Genomic DNA, 20,098 nt, shown 5'->3' with positions numbered 1-20,098 from the left:
AAACACCACAGACAATTTATGCAAAAACAAGTAATTACCCTCACTGCAATTTGCTTTACATTTGCAGCCTTAAATGCACAATCAATGCAAGCACCCAAAGCAAAAAAAATAGAGAAAAAACTAGAAATTCACGGCGATGTCCGCGTAGATAATTATTATTGGTTAAACGACCGCGAGAATAAAGAAGTAATCAAATACCTCGAAGACGAAAACGCCTATACCAAATCCCAATTAAGTGATACAGATGCTTTCCAAAAATCTCTTTTTGAAGAAATGAAGAGCCGCATCAAAGAAGATGACGCTTCAGTTCCATACAAATACAACGGTTATTGGTACAGCACCCGCTACGTAAAAGGAGGTGAATACCCTATTCATTCCAGAAGAAAAGAAAACATCGATGCCAAAGAAGAAATTCTTTTTGATGTAAATGAAATGGCAAAAGGCTATGATTATTACAACTTAAATGGTCTCAACATCAGCGAAAATAACGAATTAGCTGCTTTCGGACAAGACGTTGTTAGCCGTAGAATTTATACCATCCAAATCAAAGATTTAAAGTCGGGTAAAATTCTTTCTGACAAATTAGAAAATACAACCGGAGGTTCCGTTTGGGCTGCTGACAACAAAACTTTATTTTATACCCGTAAAGACGAAACTCTTCGTGCATACCAGATTTGGAAACACATTTTGGGAACGCCGCAAAGCGAAGACAAATTAATTTTTGAAGAAAAAGACGATACTTTCAATACTTTCGTTTACAAATCAAAATCAAGAAAATACATCATTATCGGTTCGGGAAGCACCGTTTCAAACGAATACCGTTTCATCCCGGCTGATCAGCCAAATGCGGAATGGACCGTTCTTCAACCGCGTGAACGCGATTTGGAATACAGCATTGAACATTATGGTGAAGACTTCTACATTTTGACCAATAAAGATAAAGCTACCAATTTCAAACTCATGAAAACTCCGGTTACAAAACCTGGAAAAGCAAATTGGGTAGATGTTATCCCGCATAGAGCGGACACCTATTTGGAAGGTTTTGAAATCTTCAAAGAATTTTTGGTGTTGGAAGAAAGAACCAATGGTTTGATTGAAATGAATATCAGAAGCTGGAACAACAAGATCAATTATAACTTACCTTTCAAAGAAGAAGCCTATACAGCGTACGTTTCCACCAACATCGATTTCGACACAGACGTTTTGCGTTACGGTTATATGTCCATGACGACGCCCAATTCTACCATTGATTTCAACATGAAGACAAAAGAATCGGAAGTCAAAAAAGAGCAACCCGTTTTAGGCGATTTCAACAAAGCAAATTATACTACCAAAAGAATTTGGGTGACAGCACGTGACGGTAAAAAAGTACCCGTTTCTGTAGTTTACAAAAACTCTACAAAACTAAACGCCGATACCCCGCTCCTGCTTTATGCTTACGGTTCGTATGGTGCAACCATGGATCCTTACTTCAGCTCAACGCGTTTGTCATTGCTTGACAGAGGATTCGTTTATGCCATCGCACACATTCGCGGAGGGCAAGAATTGGGTCGTCCTTGGTATGAAGACGGAAAAATGTTAACTAAAAAGAATACATTCAATGACTTCGTGGATGTTTCAAAATATTTAATCGATGAAAACTACACTTCAGCCAAACATCTTTATGCAATGGGTGGTTCAGCGGGTGGATTATTGATGGGAGCCATCATTAACCAGGCGCCTGATTTGTACCGCGGTGTGGTTGCACAAGTTCCTTTTGTGGATGTGGTGACGACGATGTTAGACGATTCAATTCCTTTGACAACAGGGGAATATGACGAATGGGGAAATCCAAACGACAAAACTTATTACGACTACATGAAATCATACTCTCCATATGACAACATCGAAAAGAAAAGTTATCCAAATATGTTGGTGACAACAGGATTGCACGATTCACAAGTTCAGTATTGGGAACCTGCAAAATGGGTTGCAAAATTGAGAGAATTAAAAACAGACAACAACTTACTTTTGCTTGAGACAAATATGGAAGCCGGACATGGCGGCGCATCAGGACGTTTCGAATCTTTAAAAGAGGTTGCGCTTGAGTATGCATTCATCTTCAAATTAGAAGGAATTACAAAATGATTTTAATGAAAATGTAAAGACTCAAAAATCAGTTTTTAATTAAAATATAAATCCGGAAAATCAATGCTTTTCCGGATTTTTCATATGGCATTATAAAGTCTGGAATAAATTATAAAATATTATAACAAAAAAAGCAGTCATAAATGACTGCTTTTTTATATCCATTAAAGAAATTCTTAGTCTTTCTTTTCTTCTTCAGAACCTTCTTCAGTTGTAGCTTCCGGAGTTTCCTGAGTTGTTTCAGCTTTTGGTTCTTCAACCGGAGCTTCTACAACTTCTTCCTTCGTTTCAACTTCAGCAGCTGGAGTAGTTTCTTCTTTTGTAGAAGCTGCTCCCCCTCTTCTGCTTCTTCTTGTTTTCTTCTCTGGTTTAGCAGAAGTGTACAATTCATTGAAGTCAACCAATTCGATCATTGCCATTTCAGCGCTGTCTCCCTGACGGAATCCTGTCTTGATGATTCTAGTATAACCACCCGGACGGTCAGCTACTTTCGGAGCTACCTCACGGAACAATTCAGCAACAGATTCTTTGTTTTGCAAATATTTGAAAACTACACGACGGTTGTTCGTGTCATCTGTTTTAGATTTTGTGATTAATGGTTCTATGTAACGTTGTAACGATTTAGCTTTTGCCAAAGTCGTGTTGATTCTTTTATGTGTAATCAAAGAGGAAGCCATGTTTGACATCATCGCGCTTCTGTGTGAAGCGGTTCTCCCTAAGTGATTAATTTTCTTACCGTGTCTCATTTTATTGAAAAATTATTCTACGTCTAACTTATATTTTGAAATATCCATTCCGAAATTCAATCCTTTGTTGTCCACTAACTCTTCTAATTCTGTAAGAGATTTTTTACCAAAGTTTCGGAATTTCATCAAATCTGATTTGTTGTAAGAAACCAGTTCTCCTAAGGTTTCCACTTCAGCTGCTTTAAGACAATTCAAAGCACGTACAGACAAGTCCATATCAACCAATTTGGTTTTCAACAATTGTCTCATGTGAAGTGCTTCTTCATCGTAAGTTTCACCGTATGCTACTTCTTCTGTTTCAAGGGTAATTCTTTCGTCAGAGAATAACATGAAGTGGTGAATCAAGATCTTAGCTGTTTCAGTCAAAGCATCTTGTGGTGCAATAGAACCGTCAGTAGTGATTTCAAGAATCAATTTTTCGTAGTCGGTTTTTTGCTCTACACGGTAGTTTTCAATGCTGTATTTTACGTTTTTTATTGGCGTATAAATGGCATCTATAGCTATCGTCCCGATAGGTGCATTTGCTTTTTTGTTGTCATCAGCTGGAACATATCCTCTACCTTTTTCGATAGTGAAAGTGAAGTCTAATTTCACTTTTTTATCCATGTTGGCGATTACAAAATCAGGGTTTAAAATCTGGAATCCAGAAATGAATTTCCCTAAATCACCGGCAGTTAATTGATCCTGACCTGAGATAGAAGCAGTAACTGTTTCGGTATCTGAGTCACTGATCTGTCTTTTGAATCTAACTTTTTTCAGATTCAAAATAATTTCAGTCATATCTTCTACCACACCTGAAATGGTTGAGAACTCGTGGTCAACTCCTTCGATTTTTACAGAAGTGATTGCGTGTCCTTCTAGTGAAGAAAGCAATACTCTGCGCAAAGCGTTCCCTATAGTCAATCCGTAACCCGGCTCCAAAGGGCGGAATTCGAATTGTCCATAGTTATGATCTGATTCGACTAAAACTACTTTGTCTGGTTTTATAAAATTTAAAATTGTCATTTGCTGTTTCTCTTTTAATTTAAAATTATTTAGAGTATAATTCGACAATCAATTGTTCTTTGATGTCTTCCGGAATCTGGATTCTTTCAGGAGCTGAATTAAATGTACCTGACATTTGCTCATCGTTCCAAATCAACCAATCGTAAGTTGAACGGGATCTCAATGATTCGGTGATAGCGATCAATGTTTTTGATTTTTCGCGTACTGCTACAACATCACCTGCTTTCAATTGGTATGAAGGGATGTTTACTACTTCACCATTTACAGTGATGTGCTTGTGTCCTACCAACTGACGAGCTCCTCTGCGTGAAGGTGAGATACCTAAACGGTAAACCACGTTGTCTAAACGAGATTCGCAATATTGTAAAAGGATTTCACCGGTAATTCCTTTTGCAGCATTTGCTTTTTTGTACATGTTCTCGAACTGACGCTCAAGGATTCCGTACGTATATTTAGCTTTTTGTTTTTCTTCTAACTGAACCGCATATTCAGATTTTTTACCTCTCCTTTTGTTAGGGCCGTGTTGTCCTGGAGGGTATTTTTTCTTTTCGAAACTTTTGTCGTCACCAAAGATAGGTTGTCCGAATTTTCTTGCGATTTTAGTTTTTGGTCCTGTATATCTTGCCATTTTATTTTAAAATTTTGATTTTTGAAGTTTGAATTTTTAAATTGTTAATTTAGAATTCAACATTTTCAATTTGTTACACTCTTCTGCGTTTTGGTGGACGACAACCGTTGTGCGGCAATGGCGTAACATCAATAATTTCGCTTACTTCGATACCATTGTTGTGGATGGTTCTGATGGCAGACTCGCGTCCTTGCCCCGGTCCTTTAACATACACTTTCACTCTTCTAAGACCAGCTTCCAAAGCTTGAGCCGTAGCATCCTGTGCAGCAACTTGTGCAGCGTAAGGTGTGTTCTTTTTAGATCCTCTGAAGCCCATTTTCCCGGCAGATGACCAAGAAATAACTTCTCCGTTTTTATTAGTCAAAGTTATGATTACGTTATTGAAAGAAGCTTGGATATGTGCTTGACCTACCGCCTCTACAATTACTTTTCTTTTCTTTGCTGTTTTTTGATTCTTTGCCATAACTCTATCTATTATTTAGTGGCTTTTTTCTTGTTAGCAACTGTTTTCTTTTTACCTTTTCTCGTACGAGAGTTGTTTTTGGTTCTCTGACCTCTTAAAGGTAATCCAAGTCTGTGACGAATTCCTCGCTGACATCCGATGTCCATCATACGTTTGATGTTCAATTGGATTTCAGAACGAAGTTCTCCTTCCACTTTGTGGTTTTCAGTAATTGACAAACGGATTGCGTTGATTTCATCATCGTTCCATTCATTTACTTTTTTGTCTTTGTCAACATTAGCTTCCGCTAATATCTTTTGTGCTGTGCTTTTACCAATACCGTAGATGTAGGTAAGACCTATTTCTCCTCTTTTGTTTTTTGGTAAATCTACTCCTGAAATACGTGCCATATCTTAACCTTGTCTTTGTTTAAATTTAGGATTCTTCTTATTAATCACGTACAGTACACCTTTCCTGCGTACAATTTTGCAGTCAGCACTTCTTTTTTTGATAGATGCTCTAATTTTCATTTTTGCTGTTATTTAATTTGCTCCGGCATTATGCCTCCAGTCAGTATTTTATTTACTCACGAGTAAACAATAAAAAAGGTAGTAAGCTTTGTCAACTTACTAACTGTATCATTTTTACCCATTAAAGTGTGCAAAGGTATAAAAATTATTTAAATACTTATGCATTTCTAAATTATTTTATTAATGAGTGAATTACATTCATTTTTAACTTAAAAAAAGCTGAATCAATTTTATATTGAAACAGCTTTTGTATTTTTAAAATTACAAATTAATATCTGTATGTAATTCTTCCTTTTGATAAATCATAGGGTGACATTTCTAATTTTACTTTGTCTCCCGGTAATAATTTGATATAGTGCATTCTCATTTTTCCGGAAATGTGAGAGGTTACTATGTGACCATTCTCTAATTCTACACGAAACATTGCATTTGACAATGCTTCTATGATGGTTCCGTCTTGCTCTATATGTTTCTGTTTTGCCATTTATTTTCTTAAGCTACGTTTTTATTTCTACCTGTTGACATCAAACCATCGTAATGATGATTTAATAAATATGTGTTGATTTGCTGAACTGTATCCAAGATAACTGCAACCATGATCAACAATGATGTACCTCCGTAAAACATCGCCAAGCTCTGATCTACTCCAAGCATATTTACGATTGCCGGTAAAATTGCAATCAATACCAAGAACAATGATCCTGGAAATGTAATTTTTGACAAGATATCATCTAAATAATCAGCTGTGTCTTTTCCTGGTTTGATACCCGGGATGATTCCTCCGTTGCGTTTCAAATCGTCAGCCATTTGGTTAACTGGAATTGTAATTGCCGTATAGAAGAATGTAAATACAATAATCAATATTGCAAATATAACACTATGCTGCCAAGAGAACGGATCTGCTACTTTCTGGAAAAATACAACCCAGGATGAATCCTGATCAGCTACCATTCCCACCAAAGTTGCCGGTAAGAACATAATTGCCTGCGCAAAGATTATTGGCATTACCCCTGATGCATTTACTTTCAATGGAATGTATGAACGAACTGAATCCGTAACAGAACGCATGTAACTACTGCTTCCTGCCTGAGCTCTTCTTACGTATTGTACCGGAATTTTTCTTACAGCTTGTACTAACAATACACAAAGCATGATGACAATCAATAGTCCGATTATTTCCAACAAGAAGAAAATCCCTCCGGTTGTATCCAATTCAAATGCATTCAGTAAAGCTCTTGGTAAATCTGCCAAGATTCCCACCATAATCAAAATTGAAATACCGTTTCCGATTCCTCGGTCTGTGATTTTTTCTCCCATCCACATTGTGAATACAGTTCCCGTAATCAAAATAATTACAGATGGAACCATGAACCAGAATGAAGCCGGATCTAATAAATACGCAGAGTGGAAACCTCCATTGTATGGTAACAATTGTGTTTGTAATAATGTAAGGTAAGCAGGTGCCTGAACCAAACAAATGGCGATGGTCAACCAACGAGTAATCTGAGTGATTTTCTTACGGCCGCTGTCTCCGTCTTTTTGTAATTTTTGCAAATAAGGTACAGCCAATCCCATCAACTGAACTACAATCGACGCAGAAATGTAAGGCATGATCCCTAATGCTAAAATGGAAGCACGGTTAAACGAACCTCCCGTAAAAGAATTTAACAATCCCAAAATACCTTGTTGAGAATCTGACTGAGCGTCCAACAATCGAGTTACTTCATTGATGTCAATACCCGGAAGTGGAATGTAAGAACCAAATCTGTAAACAATAAGAAAAGTGAACGTAAGAATCAACTTTTCTCTCAGTTCTTTTATGCTCCAGATATTTTTTATAGTTTGTATAAACCCTTTCATGTGTCCTGTTTATTTTTACAATTCGCCACATGGAACTATGTTTCATGTGTTAAAGATTATTTTTCTATTGAACACATATATTTTTCTTTCATGTGTTCAATCTTGTTATTTAATTACTATAAAGATGCAACCGGTTAGGGTTGCATCTCAGTATTAATTTACTCAGCTACTTTGCTTTTTTTTGCTACTATTTCAGCTTTACCTCCAGCTTTCTCGATTGCTTCTTGAGCTGTTTTAGTAAATTTATCAGCGATGATTGTTACGTTTGATTTTAATTCACCACGACCTAAAATTTTGATCAAATCGTTTTTGTGAGCTAAACCTTGTTGTACCAATATCTCTTTTGTAAGCGTGTCTGTAATTTTATTGTTATCGATCAATTGTTGGATAACATCTAAGTTCACTCCGTTGTACTCAACTCGGTTGATATTTTTGAAGCCGAATTTAGGAACACGTCTTTGCAAAGGCATCTGTCCACCTTCGAAACCTACTTTTTTCTTGTTACCAGAACGAGATTTCTGACCTTTGTGTCCGCGACCTGAAGTTCCGGCGTTTCCACTGCCTTCCCCTCTACCCTTACGGAATTTATTTTTTACTGAACCTTGTGCAGGTTTTAAATTACTTAAATTCATTTTAATTATTTTGAATGATGAATTTTGAATGTTAAATTAAATTTTTGCTCAGCAAAAATTATTTCTCCACTTCAACTAAATGCAGAACCTTTCTAATCATACCTTCAATCTGAGGAGTAGATTCGTGTTCAACTACTTGATTCAATTTTTTCAATCCCAAAGCTACTAAAGTTGCCTTTTGAGATTTATCGCGATTGATTGCGCTACGTACTTGTTTTACTTTTACTGTTGCCATTTTTCGCTTATTTACCGTTGAACACTTTACTGATTGAAATACCTCTCTGACGTGCAACAACGTTCGCACTTCTCAAATTCAACAATGCTTTGAAAGTAGCTTTTACCACATTGTGAGGGTTTGAAGATCCTTTTGATTTTGACAATACGTCGTGGATTCCTACTGATTCCAATACCGCACGAACTGCACCACCTGCGATCAAACCTGTACCGTGAGAAGCTGGTCTCAAGAATACGTGTCCACCACCATAACGTGCTTCAATTTCGTGAGGAACTGTATGTCCATCCAATGGGATTCTTACTAAATTTTTCTTTGCATCTTCTACTGCTTTTGCGATAGCTGAAGCAACCTCTTTAGATTTTCCTAAACCGTAACCTACTACACCTTTTCCGTCACCTACCACAACGATAGCTGAGAATCCGAATGCGCGACCACCTTTGGTCACTTTGGTTACACGTTGTACTCCTACCAAACGGTCAGTCAATTCGATTCCGGCTGGTTTTACTTTTTCTATATTTTTGTATCCTAACATTTTTTTCTGTTCTTAGAATTTTAAACCACCTTCTCTAGCTCCGTCTGCCAAAGCTTTGATTCGACCATGATAAATGAAACCGTTTCTGTCAAAAATTACAGTTTCGATTCCTTTTGCTTTTGCTTTTTCTGCAACCAATTTCCCTACTGCTGCTGACTGCTCAGTTTTAGTTCCTGTTGCTTTTGCCTCTCTTGATGAAGCTGAAGCCAAAGTTACTCCTGAATTATCGTCAACTATTTGAGCGTAAATTTCTTTGTTGGAACGGTAAACTGATAAACGAGGTCTTTCAGCTGTTCCAAAGATATTACGACGAACACGTCTTTTTATCTTTTGTCTTTTTTCTGTTTTTGATAGTGCCATTGTTCGATTCTATGTATTATGCAGATTTACCTGCTTTTCTTCTAATTATTTCTCCTACGAATTTGATACCTTTTCCTTTGTATGGTTCAGGCTTACGGAATGAACGGATTTTTGCCGCAATCATTCCTAACAACTGATTGTCATGTGAAGTCAAAATGATCGTTGGGTTTTTACCTTTGTCAGCTGTAGTTTCTACTGCAACTTCTTTTGGCAATTCCAAAACGATATTGTGAGAGAATCCTAAAGCCAGTTCTAATCTTTGACCCTGGTTAGATGCTCTGTAACCTACACCGACTAATTCCAAATGTTTTTTGAAACCGGTAGTAACACCTGTTAGCATATTATTAATCAATGCACGGTATAATCCGTGTAATGCTCTGTCTTCTTTTGAGTCTGAAGGACGAACTACTGTTAACTGACCATCTTCGATTTTCAATTCAAAACCTTCTTTGATGGGTTGTGTCATTTCAGCGTTTTTTCCTTTAACTGTAACTACTCCGTCCTTCAATTCGATTGAAGCGTCTGCAGGTATAGCGATGATTGCTTTTCCTATTCTTGACATTTTCTCTTTCTTTTAAGGATTAATAAACTAAACACAAAACTTCACCACCTACATTCTCTTGACGAGCTTGCTTGTCAGTCATAACACCTTTCGAAGTAGAAACGATTGCTACTCCTAATCCGTTCAATACTCTTGGAAGTTCTCCCGAGCCCTTGTACTGACGTAAACCCGGACGGGAATATCTTTTCAGTTTTTTGATAACCGGTTCTTTGGTTGCTTTGTCATATTTCAAAGCGATTTTGATAGAACCTTGGTGATTTGTCGTGTCCTCGAACTTGTAGTTCAAGATGTAACCTTGTTCGAAAAGGATTTTAGTAATCTCCTTTTTAAGGTTGGAAGCAGGAATTTCCACTACTTTGTGGCCAGCTTGCATCGCGTTTCTGATACGCGTCAGATAATCTGAAATTGGATCTGTGTACATAAATTTTGTTTATTTTACAGTATAGAACCACTTTGATTCTACTTTTAAACTTAAACTTCCCAAATGACTCGTTCAAGTACATTTAGGCGTGCAAATGTAGGAAGTTTTTTTGATTTAGCAAAAAAGTGTATAAATACTTTTAATAATATCTAAAATATTATTTTCCAATCGATTCCAAATAACTTAAAATTTCTTGTCCTTCCTTAACTGAAAGAGCCAATTTCTTTCCATTCTTTTTCTGAATGGCTATTGCATATTTGGTGTCTAGAATATAAGACCATCCATATTTGGACGAATAACGAAATCCCCATCCCATAAAATCTCCAAGAGGAGAAATTTTCACAATTTCATATTTATCGATTTCATTCCAAGCTAATTTTTTATTTACAAAAGGAAATAAGGTGTAATGTATTTCATTTTTATTGAATTCCACTTTTAAATTTACAGATAGAAATATAATTACCAACGGAAGAATTAAAAATACAACCCAATAAATTATGTCCAAATCATAATTTGAAATTGACAAAAAAACGAATAAAATAATTAATAGAATTAAAGTAATTGAAATTACTCTGGGAAAATAGCTTTTAGAGATCATAGGTTTTAGAATTTGGTTCTCTAAAATACAAAAAAATCCAATCCCTTCGAAAAAAGATTGGATTTTATAATATTGAGAGATTTTCTATTCCTTTGACAAGCTCAGGATGACGAAAATCTTACCAGCTTGCTTTTCTAACACCCGGGATCAAACCGTTGTTAGCCATTTCGCGGAAAGTCACACGAGAAATTCCGAAGGTTCTCATGTACCCTCTTGGGCGGCCTGTCAATTTGCATCTGTTGTGCAAACGTACTGGAGAAGCATTTTTTGGTAATTTTTGAAGTCCTTCATAATCACCTGCTTCCAATAACGCTTTGCGTTTGTCTGCATACTTAGCTGCCAACTTTTCTCTCTTGCGCTCACGCGCTTTCATTGATTCTTTAGCCATCTTATTTAGTATCTTTTTTGAATGGTAAACCGAATTTTTCTAACAATGCTTTTGCTTCTTTGTCTGTGTTTGCAGAAGTCACAAAAGTGATATCCATACCTTGGATTTTCTTTACTTTATCGATGTTGATTTCAGGGAAAATGATTTGCTCGGTAATACCCAAGTTGTAGTTTCCTCTTCCGTCAAAACCTTTTGCACTGATTCCGTTGAAATCACGGATACGTGGTAAAGATGAAGATACCAATCTGTCCAAAAATTCGTACATTTTAGTTCCTCTCAAAGTAACTTTCGCTCCGATTGGCATTCCTTTACGAAGTTTAAATGCAGCTTCGTCTTTCTTTGAAATAGTACCAACGGCTTTTTGTCCTGTAATTAGTTCCAATTCTTCGATTGCATAATCAACTATTTTTTTGTCAGCTGTTGCTGCACCCAAACCTTGACTGATTACGATTTTCTGCAATTTTGGAACCTGCATAACTGAAGTATAAGAAAACTCTTCTTTCAACGCAGAAACGATTTCTTCTTTGTATTTCAGCTGCGGACGCGGTGTGTATGTGTTTGTACTCATCTTTAAATTTCTTTACCGGTTTTCTTCGCTACTCTTACTTTTTTACCATCTTTCACTTCGTACCCAACTCTTGTCGGTTTACCGTTTGAGTCAACCAAAGCCAATTTACTTACATAAATAGGTGCTTCTGTTTCAACGATTCCTCCTTGAGGATTCTGAGCATTAGGCTTGGTGTGTTTTTTAATTACATTCACACCTTCAACGATTGCTTTTGCTTTTTCTGGATACACTTTCAAAACAGAACCTTTGGTTCCTTTTGAAGATCCTGACAACACTACTACGTTGTCTCCTTTTTTAATTTTCAACTTTGCCATCGTCTTATTTTTATAATACCTCAGGGGCTAGTGATACGATTTTCATATATTCCTTGTCGCGAAGTTCTCTCGCAACAGGACCAAAAACACGTGTTCCTTTCATCTCACCTTGAGCGTTAAGCAATACACACGCATTGTCATCAAAACGGATGTAAGATCCGTCCTTTCTTCTTACCTCTTTTTTGGTACGAACTACGACTGCTTTCGAAACACTTCCTTTTTTCGTGTTTCCTGAAGGTGTAGCGTCTTTGATAGCCACTACGATTTTATCTCCAACAGAAGCATAACGTCTTTTAGTACCACCTAAAACACGGATAACCAAAGCTTCACGAGCTCCTGTGTTATCTGCTACTTTTAATCTTGATTCTTGCTGTAACATATTACTTAGCTCTTTCTATGATTTCTACTAATCTCCAACGTTTGTTTTTACTCAAAGGTCTTGTCTCAGAGATACGAACTGTGTCCCCTTCATTGCACTCGTTTGTTTCATCGTGTGCAGTGTACTTTTTCGTTTTCTTAACGAATTTCCCATAGAATGGGTGTTTTTGTTTGTAGGTTTCAGAAACAACGATGGTTTTATCCATTTTGTTACTTGAAACAACTCCAACTCTTTCTTTTCTTAAATTTCTTTCTTCCATCTTGAGACAATTTTTACTGTTGAGCTAATTTTTGGTTCAACACGGTTGCCAACCTTGCGATATGCTTACGCGCTTTGCGTATAGACAAAGGATTCTCTAACTGAGATACTTTGTGGTTCACTTTCAGTTTTGCATAACTTGCTTTTTCTTCTGCCAGTTTAGCTTTGATGTCTTCGATGCTTAAATCGTTAATTTCTGATGTTTTCATATTATTTCAATATTTAAGCAGAATAATCTCTTGCTATGATAAACTTTGTTTTAACTGGAAGTTTCTGAGCAGCCAAACGCAATGCTTCGGTTGCAACATCTTGAGGAACTCCTCCAACTTCAAATAAAATTCTCCCTGGCTGTACTGGTGCAACCCAATATTCTGGTGCTCCTTTACCTTTACCCATACGAACCTCTGCAGGTTTTTTGGTAATTGGCTTGTCCGGGAAAATTTTAATCCATAACTGACCTTCTCTTTTCATGAAACGAGTTGCGGCGATACGCGCTGCTTCGATCTGGCGTGCAGTTACGAATGCTTCGTCTAAAGATTTGATACCGAAGGTTCCGTAGGCAAGCTCGGCACCTCTTTTGGTGACTCCTTTCATCTTGCCCTTCTGGGTCTTTCTAAATTTTGTTCTTTTCGGTGATAACATTTCTCTTAAATCTTAATCATTAATAATTAACGTGATTGTCTTTTTCTGTCTCTATCACCTCCTCTTCTACCTTCCGGTCCTTTTTTTCCGCCGGCTTGCTTTTTCTGCAATCCAACTAGTGGTGATAATTCACGTTTACCATAAACCTCGCCTTTCATGATCCATACTTTGATACCCATACGACCGTAAGTTGTATGTGCCTCTCCGATGTGGTAATCAATGTCTGCACGGAAGGTTGACAAAGGAATACGTCCTTCTTTATAAGATTCAGAACGTGCCATCTCAGCACCGTTTAATCTACCTGAAATTTGAACTTTAATTCCTTCTGCATTCATTCTCATTGCTGCTGCAATAGCCATTTTGATTGCTCTTCTGTACGAAATACGATTTTCGATTTGTCTTCCGATGCTATCAGCTACTAAAACTGCATCTAATTCAGGTCGTTTGATTTCGAAGATGTTGATTTGAACCTCCTTTCCGGTGATTTTTCTCAACTCTTCTTTTAATTTATCAACTTCCTGTCCGCCTTTTCCGATAATAATTCCGGGACGAGCTGTCGTAACGGTAACGGTAATGAGTTTCAAAGTACGTTCGATGTAAATTCTAGATACTCCCGCTTTTGAAAGACGTGCTTTCAAATATTCACGGATTTTAGCATCTTCTGCAATTTTATCACCGTAGTCTTTTCCTCCGTACCAGTTTGAGTCCCATCCTCTGATGATCCCTAAACGATTTCCGATTGGATTAGTCTTCTGTCCCATATTATTTCTTGTCTTCTGCTTTAACTTTTACTTCTTTAGTTCCCAAAATCAATGTAACGTGGTTTGAACGTTTTCTGATTCTGTGAGCTCTACCTTGAGGAGCCGTACGAATTCTTTTCAATTGGCGTCCGCTGTCAACTGTAATGGTTTTTACGATAAGTTCTGCTTCTTCGATGTCAGCTCCTTCGTTTTTCACCTGCCAGTTGGCAATAGCACTCAATAAAAGTTTTTCTAATTTATCAGAAGCGTGTTGTTTTGAGTATTTCAAGATACCCAATGCTTTCTGAACTTCTACTCCACGGATGATGTCTGCTACCAAACGCATTTTACGAGGAGAGGTAGGACAATTGTTCAACTTCGCAAAAGCAATGTCTTTTTTTGCTTCTTTGATTTTTTCGTTGCTTATTCTTTTTCTAGATCCCATTGCCTACTTATTTTTTACCTTTATTTTTTGCACCTGCGTGCCCTCTGAATGTACGGGTTGGTGAGAATTCACCTAACTTGTGCCCTACCATGTTTTCAGTTACATATACCGGGATGAATTGTTTCCCATTGTGAACTGCGAATGTCTGTCCTACAAAATCCGGAGAAATCATGGAAGCTCTTGACCAGGTTTTGATCACAGTTTTCTTTCCAGATTCTACGTTATCTTGTACTTTTTTATCTAATTTATAGTGGATAAAAGGTCCTTTTTTTAATGAACGTGCCATAGATTATTTCTTTCTTCTTTCTACAATATACTTGCTAGACGTTTTCTTTGGTGCTCTCGTTTTGTAACCTTTTGAAGGTTGACCGTTTCTAGAACGAGGGATACCTCCCGTTGCACGTCCTTCACCACCACCCATTGGGTGATCGACTGGGTTCATAACCATTGGTCTTGTACGAGGACGACGTCCTTTCCATCTTGTTCTACCAGCTTTACCGGATACTTCTAACTGATGATCTGAGTTAGATACTACACCGATAGTTGCTTTACACTCCACTAAAATCATGCGGCTTTCTCCACTTGGCAATTTAACGGTTGCGTATTTACCGTCTCTTGCTACTAACTGAGCATAAGAACCGGCACTTCTCGCCATTAAAGCACCTTGTCCAGGTCGCAATTCAATACATGAAATCACGGTACCCAAAGGCACGTTTTTCAATTTCAATGTGTTTCCAATTTCAGGAGCTACATTTTCTCCTGATTCAATGGTTTGACCTTTTTTCAATCCATTTTGAGCAATCACATATCGTTTTTCGCCGTCTCCATAAACGATCAAAGCGATGAATGCAGTTCTGTTTGGGTCATATTGAATTGAATCAACAGTTGCAACACCTTCTTTTTCTCTTTTGAAGTCTACGATACGATAGCTTTGCTTGTGTCCACCCCCTATGTAACGCATGGTCATTTTACCAGAATGGTTACGACCGCCTGATCTCTTCTTACCTACTGTAAGTGATTTTTCAGGTTTCACTGATTCAACATTATCAAAATTGTTTACAATTCTGAAACGTTGACCGGGAGTGATAGGTTTTAATTTTCTTACTGACATTTCTAAAAATTATATTAACTAAACAAGTCTATTTCCTGTCCTTCTGCTATGTGAATAATTGCTTTTTTCATTTTGTTTGTTTTCCCAACCTGAACGCCTGTTTTTGTGTAACGGGATTTCACTTTAGGAGCTGAAATAAGCGTGCTCACTTTTACTACATCTACACCGTAAGCTTTTTGGATTGCGTCTTTGATCTGCAATTTGTTTGCTTTGGTGTTAACATAAAACGAGTATTGGCTCAATACTTCACTGGTATTGGTAGCCTTTTCTGAGATTACGGGTCTAATTAAAATTGACATATCTTTCGTTTTATTTTCTTAAATTTTCCTGAATTGATTCAATTGAACCTTCTAAAAACACAACTTCTGAAGCGTTGATAATGTCGTAAATATTTAATTCTAAATTACTTACAACTTTAGTTCCTTGTAAATTTCTGGACGACAAATATACGTTTTTATTTGACTCACCCAACACGAACAACGTCTTTTTAGTCTCTAAGCCTAAGCCTTTTAACACATCGATAAACGCTGTGGTTTTTGGAGCGTCAAATGAAAAGTCTTCTACGATTTTGATTTCGTTGTCTTTCAATTTCTGACTCAAAACTGACTTTTTAGCCAATTTCTTCTGCGCTTTATTCAATTTGAAATCGTAGTTTCTTGGTCTTGGACCGAAAACTCTACCTCCACCTCTGAAAACTGGTGATTTCGCTGAACCTGCACGAGCGGTCCCTGTACCTTTTTGCTTCTTGATCTTACGAGTTGACTTTGCAATCTCTGCACGTTCTTTTGCTTTATGCGTTCCCTGACGTTGTGCAGCCAAGTATTGTTTCACTTCCAAATAAACAGTATGCTCACTTGGTTCGATACCAAAAATTGCATCATCTAAAGAAACTTTCTTTCCGGTTTCTTTACCTTGTAGGTTTAGTACTGCTATTTCCATCTTCTGATAATTACGTATGAATTTTTAGGACCTGGAATTGCACCTTTCACGATCAAAAGGTTTTGTTCTGTATCCACTTTTACTACGTTCAAGTTTTGAATAGTAACATTTTTACCACCCATTCTTCCCGCCATACGCATTCCTTTGAATACACGTGAAGGGTCTGAACCCGCACCGATAGATCCCGGCGCTCTCAAACGATTGTGCTGACCATGAGTAGCTTGACCAACCCCACCAAAACCGTGGCGTTTCACTACCCCTTGAAAACCTTTACCTTTAGAAACTCCGGTAACGTCAACGTATTCGCCTTCTGCGAATAACTCAACATTCACTTCTTTTCCAAGTTCTAAAGTGTCTACAAAGTCTCCATAAAATTCCACCAATTTTCTTTTTGGCGTAGTTCCTGCTTTTTTGAAATGACCTTTCAATCCAGCGGAAGTGTTCTTCTCTTTTGCGTCATCGAAACCAAGCTGTACGGACTTGTATCCGTCTTTCTCCTCGGTTCTGACCTGTGTTACGACGCAGGGACCGGCTTGGATGATGGTACACGGGATGTTTTTCCCGTTCGCATCGAACAAGCTCGTCATGGCAATTTTCTTTCCAATGATTCCTGACATTTTTTACTTTTTATTAATTAATTAAATCTTCTGTTCTATGGGTTTCAGGTTAACTATCTGTGAAATAGGCACAATTCACCCCTAAAAAAGAGTGTGCAAAAATAGTAATTATTTATTACGACACAAATTTTATCTAAGTATTTTTTAGAGAATGTTTTAAAGATTTTTATATGCATTTTGACTAATTCAATATATCACTGATATACAAATAGATAATGATTTAGAAAATTTATTTAGTTTGAATAACTCATTCGACATTGAAAATATATTTATATTTCTAATTAACTGAAAACAAAACTTAAATACATATTATCTATTGTTAATTTCCCCAAATAGCAATTCCTTAACAAACCATTCTTTAATTATTTTGTAATTTTGGATAGAATTTTGATGAAGTAAATCCCTAACCGCAAAAAACCTATCATCTAATCTATAATAAAGACTACCTATTAAATATGATAGCGTTTAAATTGATTAATGATTATTAAAACAAAATACAGACAGCCCATTCATTATTTATTAATTGCATCTATCATCCTGATTCAGATTGTGATTTTGGTATTCTTCTACAATGAATATTTCAATGAAAAAAAGCTGACTTCCATCGAAAACCAAATTAAAGAAACGCGTGTCCTTAGGACTTTGACCGATGATTCCCGAAAAGAACTTTTAAGCGCTCAAAACAATCTCCAGAAATTTGTAACCAATCAGGACAAAACTTTTTTGGAAGCCTATTTCCAATCCTTGCGAAAATTATCCGGCAACATCGACAGCATTAATATTTATGGAAATGCGGATGCTGTTTTCAAAAATCCAATCAATACAAAAGATGAAATTTCGAAACTGAAAGATTTTGAAAATTTAATTGAGTCCACTTACAAAGCATCTCAAAAACCTATTGATAAAAAAGAACTGCCGAAAATTGAAAAAATAGAAATCAAAGATCGTCCGGCGGAATTGGTTGATGTAGAAGTTTACTATGTCACGGACAGTACGACAAAAAAGAAAAAGTTTTTCCCGAGGATAGCAGATGCAATTCAGGGAAATGTTGATGTAAAGCGAGATACAGCGGTTATCATCACGAAATACAATAATTCAGTTGATACTGCGAAAGTAAAATCTGATTTTGACAGCACTATAAACATCATCAATGATCACTATCTAAAAGAAATAAAAAAATATGAAACCCACATTTCTACGGTAGATTCAAAAAACCGAAATCTTTATCATAATTATGACAATTTGATTGTGCTGAGCAATAATCTCATGGGAATTTATGATAACAAAGTTCAGGATTTCAGTTCGGGTTTGGAAAATGAATATGACGAACAAAATTCTATCAACAATAAAATTAGAAAGTATTCTGTATTGGGTTTGATGGTGCTCATGTTTTTCGTTTTGGCATTGCTCGTTTACACCACAAAATTGACTTTCCTATATGAAAAAGAACTCAAAACCGCGAACCAAAAAATCAATGAAAGTTTAAACTTCAAAAACCGAATCATCGGAATGCTCAGCCACGAAGTGCGTGCGCCACTCAAAATCATCAATATTTTTACCAAAAGAATTCGGAAAAAAACAGATGATGAAAAAGTTATCGAATATTTAAATTCGATAGAATTCACAAATAATTCACTTTTGATCCAAGCCAATCAGGTTTTGGAATACGCCAAAAATCAACAGAAAAAGGTGGAATTACAATCTGTAAAATTTAATTTGAAAGAAGAAATAGATTCAATTCTGCAAATGTTTCAGCCGTATGTAGAATCAAGGAACAATGTGTTTTTCATACAAAATGACATTCCTTCGGAAACTTTAGTTCTTTCAGATAGAATTAAGATTCATCAGCTGTTTATCAACCTTCTGGGAAATGCCAATAAATTTACAGAAAACGGAAAAATCGAAGTTCTCACGCATACTACGATTGAAAATGAAAAAACGGTAAAACTTCATGTGACGATTGCCGATACCGGACTTGGAATTTCGAAATCAGACTTGGAAAAAATATTTGAACCTTACTTTCAGGGAATTGTTTCAAATGAAATTAATAATTTAGGAGCCGGATTGGGACTTAGTTTGTGTAAAGAAATTGTGCAGCTTTTTGATGGTAAAATTTCAGCTTACAGTACTCCCGGAAAAGGAACAAATCTTATTTTTGAAATTAATTTGAACTTAGCAGAATGAATTCATCTGAACAAAAACCTTTAAAATTTTTATTGGCTGACGACCACACGATTGTCCGACAAGGCATGCAATTGGTCATTGAAGATTTGGTCGAAGATTTTGAAATTCATACTGCTTCGAGTTTGTTTCAGATTCGTCAACAAATTAAACTGTATCAATTCGACATTGCGATTTTGGATGCGGAACTTCAAGACGGAAATTGTATTTCTGTCATCCCGGAATTTAAACAACTTCAGCCTGATGTGAAAATCATGGTTTTCACGAGTTTTGAGGAAGAAAATTATTCTCTAAAGTTCATCAATGCAGGAGCAGATGGTTTTCTAAGCAAACTAAGCGAAGAAAACGAAATACAAAATGCAGTTTCAGAAATGATCCAAAACGGCAAATACTTCCCTCCTTTTACAAAAAAATTGATGGAAGTATCGGCGCAGGAGCGAAATTTATTCAATCCGCTGAATCGTTTATCTGAAAGAGAGTTACAAATTGCAGAACTGTATGTCAAAGGTTCCGGGAATCTTGAAATCGCAAACATTCTGGACATCAAACAAAATACCGTAAGCACTTTTAAAAAGCGGATTTTTGAGAAATTAAAAGTGGAATCTTTGGTTGAATTAATAGAACTGATGCGGATTCATCATTCGATTTAATTAACCAGATATTGTCATTTCAACGTAGGAGAAATCTTATTCACTTAGATTCTTCCACTCTACTATTTTCTGCTGTGAATGACATTGGATTTAATGATATTGATTTTGGCACTGTCGATTTATATCGACAACTTCTTCGATAAACATCGAATGTAATTCTGCTGAATTGGCTCAATTTTCCCATTTCT

The 20,098-nt window shown here is 36.6% G+C and carries 32 protein-coding genes; 3 read left to right on the top strand and 29 right to left on the bottom strand.

Features of this window, described 5'->3' with window-relative positions; all coding sequences use genetic code 11:
- Positions 1–18: 18 nt before the first annotated feature.
- Complete coding sequence (locus B8977_RS08570; protein ID WP_084017295.1) at positions 19–2,127, top strand: S9 family peptidase; 2,109 nt, start codon at positions 19–21, stop codon at positions 2,125–2,127.
- A gap of 176 nt (positions 2,128–2,303) precedes the next feature.
- Here B8977_RS08570 and rplQ read toward each other — a convergent pair whose 3' ends face one another.
- The 29 genes from rplQ to rplC all read right to left on the bottom strand — a co-directional run bounded on the left by rplQ (position 2,304) and on the right by rplC (position 17,079).
- Complete coding sequence (gene rplQ, locus B8977_RS08565) at positions 2,304–2,873, bottom strand: 50S ribosomal protein L17 (RefSeq protein WP_084017294.1); 570 nt, start codon at positions 2,871–2,873, stop codon at positions 2,304–2,306.
- Positions 2,874–2,885: 12 nt separating this feature from the next.
- Positions 2,886–3,878: a DNA-directed RNA polymerase subunit alpha gene (locus tag B8977_RS08560; protein ID WP_084017293.1), complete on the bottom strand. Its 993-nt coding sequence runs from the start codon at positions 3,876–3,878 to the stop codon at positions 2,886–2,888.
- 25 nt (positions 3,879–3,903) lie between these two features.
- Positions 3,904–4,506, bottom strand: a complete 603-nt coding sequence (rpsD, locus tag B8977_RS08555) for a 30S ribosomal protein S4 (RefSeq protein WP_084017292.1) — start codon at positions 4,504–4,506, stop codon at positions 3,904–3,906.
- A 73-nt stretch (positions 4,507–4,579) separates the two neighbouring features.
- Complete coding sequence (gene rpsK, locus B8977_RS08550) at positions 4,580–4,969, bottom strand: 30S ribosomal protein S11 (RefSeq protein WP_084017291.1); 390 nt, start codon at positions 4,967–4,969, stop codon at positions 4,580–4,582.
- Positions 4,970–4,980: 11 nt separating this feature from the next.
- The gene (gene rpsM / locus B8977_RS08545) at positions 4,981–5,358 is read right to left on the bottom strand and encodes a 30S ribosomal protein S13 (protein WP_084017290.1); all 378 of its coding nucleotides are present in this window, start codon (positions 5,356–5,358) and stop codon (positions 4,981–4,983) included.
- A gap of 3 nt (positions 5,359–5,361) precedes the next feature.
- On the bottom strand, positions 5,362–5,478 hold the full coding sequence (gene ykgO / locus B8977_RS08540; RefSeq protein WP_084017289.1) for a type B 50S ribosomal protein L36: 117 nt from the start codon (positions 5,476–5,478) through the stop codon (positions 5,362–5,364).
- Positions 5,479–5,746: 268 nt separating this feature from the next.
- Positions 5,747–5,962 (bottom strand): translation initiation factor IF-1, encoded by a 216-nt coding sequence (infA, locus tag B8977_RS08535; protein ID WP_084017288.1) that lies wholly within the window; start codon positions 5,960–5,962, stop codon positions 5,747–5,749.
- 8 nt (positions 5,963–5,970) lie between these two features.
- Entirely contained in the window at positions 5,971–7,338 is a 1,368-nt protein-coding gene (gene secY / locus B8977_RS08530; RefSeq protein WP_084017287.1) for a preprotein translocase subunit SecY, read from the bottom strand.
- Between the two features lie 158 nt (positions 7,339–7,496).
- Complete coding sequence (gene rplO, locus B8977_RS08525; RefSeq protein ID WP_084017286.1) at positions 7,497–7,970, bottom strand: 50S ribosomal protein L15; 474 nt, start codon at positions 7,968–7,970, stop codon at positions 7,497–7,499.
- A 58-nt stretch (positions 7,971–8,028) separates the two neighbouring features.
- The gene (gene rpmD, locus B8977_RS08520; protein WP_084017285.1) at positions 8,029–8,205 is read right to left on the bottom strand and encodes a 50S ribosomal protein L30; all 177 of its coding nucleotides are present in this window, start codon (positions 8,203–8,205) and stop codon (positions 8,029–8,031) included.
- A gap of 7 nt (positions 8,206–8,212) precedes the next feature.
- On the bottom strand, positions 8,213–8,737 hold the full coding sequence (gene rpsE / locus B8977_RS08515) for a 30S ribosomal protein S5 (protein ID WP_084017284.1): 525 nt from the start codon (positions 8,735–8,737) through the stop codon (positions 8,213–8,215).
- A 12-nt stretch (positions 8,738–8,749) separates the two neighbouring features.
- Positions 8,750–9,097: a 50S ribosomal protein L18 gene (gene rplR / locus B8977_RS08510; RefSeq protein ID WP_084017283.1), complete on the bottom strand. Its 348-nt coding sequence runs from the start codon at positions 9,095–9,097 to the stop codon at positions 8,750–8,752.
- A gap of 16 nt (positions 9,098–9,113) precedes the next feature.
- A complete protein-coding gene (gene rplF / locus B8977_RS08505; RefSeq protein ID WP_084017282.1) occupies positions 9,114–9,659 on the bottom strand; it encodes a 50S ribosomal protein L6 in 546 nt (181 codons plus the stop codon).
- A 19-nt stretch (positions 9,660–9,678) separates the two neighbouring features.
- Entirely contained in the window at positions 9,679–10,080 is a 402-nt protein-coding gene (rpsH, locus tag B8977_RS08500; RefSeq protein WP_084017281.1) for a 30S ribosomal protein S8, read from the bottom strand.
- 157 nt (positions 10,081–10,237) lie between these two features.
- Positions 10,238–10,585 (bottom strand): hypothetical protein, encoded by a 348-nt coding sequence (locus B8977_RS08495; RefSeq protein ID WP_143736414.1) that lies wholly within the window; start codon positions 10,583–10,585, stop codon positions 10,238–10,240.
- A 211-nt stretch (positions 10,586–10,796) separates the two neighbouring features.
- Positions 10,797–11,066, bottom strand: coding sequence for a 30S ribosomal protein S14 (gene rpsN, locus B8977_RS08490; protein WP_084017279.1), 270 nt, complete (start codon positions 11,064–11,066; stop codon positions 10,797–10,799).
- Between the two features lies 1 nt (position 11,067).
- Positions 11,068–11,634 (bottom strand): 50S ribosomal protein L5, encoded by a 567-nt coding sequence (gene rplE / locus B8977_RS08485; RefSeq protein WP_084017278.1) that lies wholly within the window; start codon positions 11,632–11,634, stop codon positions 11,068–11,070.
- Between the two features lie 2 nt (positions 11,635–11,636).
- The gene (gene rplX / locus B8977_RS08480; protein ID WP_084017277.1) at positions 11,637–11,948 is read right to left on the bottom strand and encodes a 50S ribosomal protein L24; all 312 of its coding nucleotides are present in this window, start codon (positions 11,946–11,948) and stop codon (positions 11,637–11,639) included.
- Between the two features lie 10 nt (positions 11,949–11,958).
- Positions 11,959–12,327: a 50S ribosomal protein L14 gene (gene rplN, locus B8977_RS08475; protein WP_084017276.1), complete on the bottom strand. Its 369-nt coding sequence runs from the start codon at positions 12,325–12,327 to the stop codon at positions 11,959–11,961.
- A gap of 1 nt (position 12,328) precedes the next feature.
- Complete coding sequence (gene rpsQ / locus B8977_RS08470) at positions 12,329–12,586, bottom strand: 30S ribosomal protein S17 (protein WP_084017275.1); 258 nt, start codon at positions 12,584–12,586, stop codon at positions 12,329–12,331.
- A 13-nt stretch (positions 12,587–12,599) separates the two neighbouring features.
- Positions 12,600–12,794 (bottom strand): 50S ribosomal protein L29, encoded by a 195-nt coding sequence (gene rpmC, locus B8977_RS08465; protein WP_084017274.1) that lies wholly within the window; start codon positions 12,792–12,794, stop codon positions 12,600–12,602.
- A 13-nt stretch (positions 12,795–12,807) separates the two neighbouring features.
- Entirely contained in the window at positions 12,808–13,227 is a 420-nt protein-coding gene (gene rplP, locus B8977_RS08460) for a 50S ribosomal protein L16 (RefSeq protein WP_084017273.1), read from the bottom strand.
- Between the two features lie 26 nt (positions 13,228–13,253).
- On the bottom strand, positions 13,254–13,988 hold the full coding sequence (gene rpsC, locus B8977_RS08455) for a 30S ribosomal protein S3 (protein WP_084017272.1): 735 nt from the start codon (positions 13,986–13,988) through the stop codon (positions 13,254–13,256).
- Between the two features lies 1 nt (position 13,989).
- A complete protein-coding gene (gene rplV / locus B8977_RS08450) occupies positions 13,990–14,412 on the bottom strand; it encodes a 50S ribosomal protein L22 (protein ID WP_084017271.1) in 423 nt (140 codons plus the stop codon).
- A 7-nt stretch (positions 14,413–14,419) separates the two neighbouring features.
- Complete coding sequence (gene rpsS / locus B8977_RS08445; protein ID WP_084017270.1) at positions 14,420–14,698, bottom strand: 30S ribosomal protein S19; 279 nt, start codon at positions 14,696–14,698, stop codon at positions 14,420–14,422.
- A gap of 3 nt (positions 14,699–14,701) precedes the next feature.
- Positions 14,702–15,523, bottom strand: coding sequence for a 50S ribosomal protein L2 (gene rplB / locus B8977_RS08440; protein ID WP_084017269.1), 822 nt, complete (start codon positions 15,521–15,523; stop codon positions 14,702–14,704).
- Positions 15,524–15,537: 14 nt separating this feature from the next.
- Complete coding sequence (gene rplW / locus B8977_RS08435; RefSeq protein ID WP_084017268.1) at positions 15,538–15,822, bottom strand: 50S ribosomal protein L23; 285 nt, start codon at positions 15,820–15,822, stop codon at positions 15,538–15,540.
- A 10-nt stretch (positions 15,823–15,832) separates the two neighbouring features.
- Positions 15,833–16,462: a 50S ribosomal protein L4 gene (rplD, locus tag B8977_RS08430; RefSeq protein ID WP_084017267.1), complete on the bottom strand. Its 630-nt coding sequence runs from the start codon at positions 16,460–16,462 to the stop codon at positions 15,833–15,835.
- Positions 16,453–17,079 (bottom strand): 50S ribosomal protein L3, encoded by a 627-nt coding sequence (gene rplC / locus B8977_RS08425; RefSeq protein WP_084017266.1) that lies wholly within the window; start codon positions 17,077–17,079, stop codon positions 16,453–16,455. Before rplC ends, rplD begins: the two co-directional genes overlap by 10 nt.
- 477 nt (positions 17,080–17,556) lie before the next feature.
- Between rplC and B8977_RS08420 the strand changes: the two genes are divergently transcribed.
- Both B8977_RS08420 and B8977_RS08415 read left to right on the top strand, forming a co-directional pair.
- Positions 17,557–19,263 carry a sensor histidine kinase gene (locus B8977_RS08420; protein WP_084017265.1) on the top strand — a complete coding sequence of 569 codons (1,707 nt, stop codon included), beginning with the start codon at positions 17,557–17,559 and terminating at the stop codon, positions 19,261–19,263.
- Positions 19,260–19,910 carry a response regulator transcription factor gene (locus tag B8977_RS08415; protein WP_084017264.1) on the top strand — a complete coding sequence of 217 codons (651 nt, stop codon included), beginning with the start codon at positions 19,260–19,262 and terminating at the stop codon, positions 19,908–19,910. The genes B8977_RS08420 and B8977_RS08415 overlap by 4 nt, the downstream gene beginning before the upstream one ends.
- Positions 19,911–20,098 lie beyond the last annotated feature (188 nt).

It is taken from the genome of Moheibacter sediminis (assembly GCF_900176425.1).
GTDB classification, from domain to species: domain Bacteria; phylum Bacteroidota; class Bacteroidia; order Flavobacteriales; family Weeksellaceae; genus Moheibacter; species Moheibacter sediminis.
The sequence above is the reverse complement of the archived record's forward strand: the minus strand, read 5'-3'. Positions and strand labels throughout refer to the sequence as shown.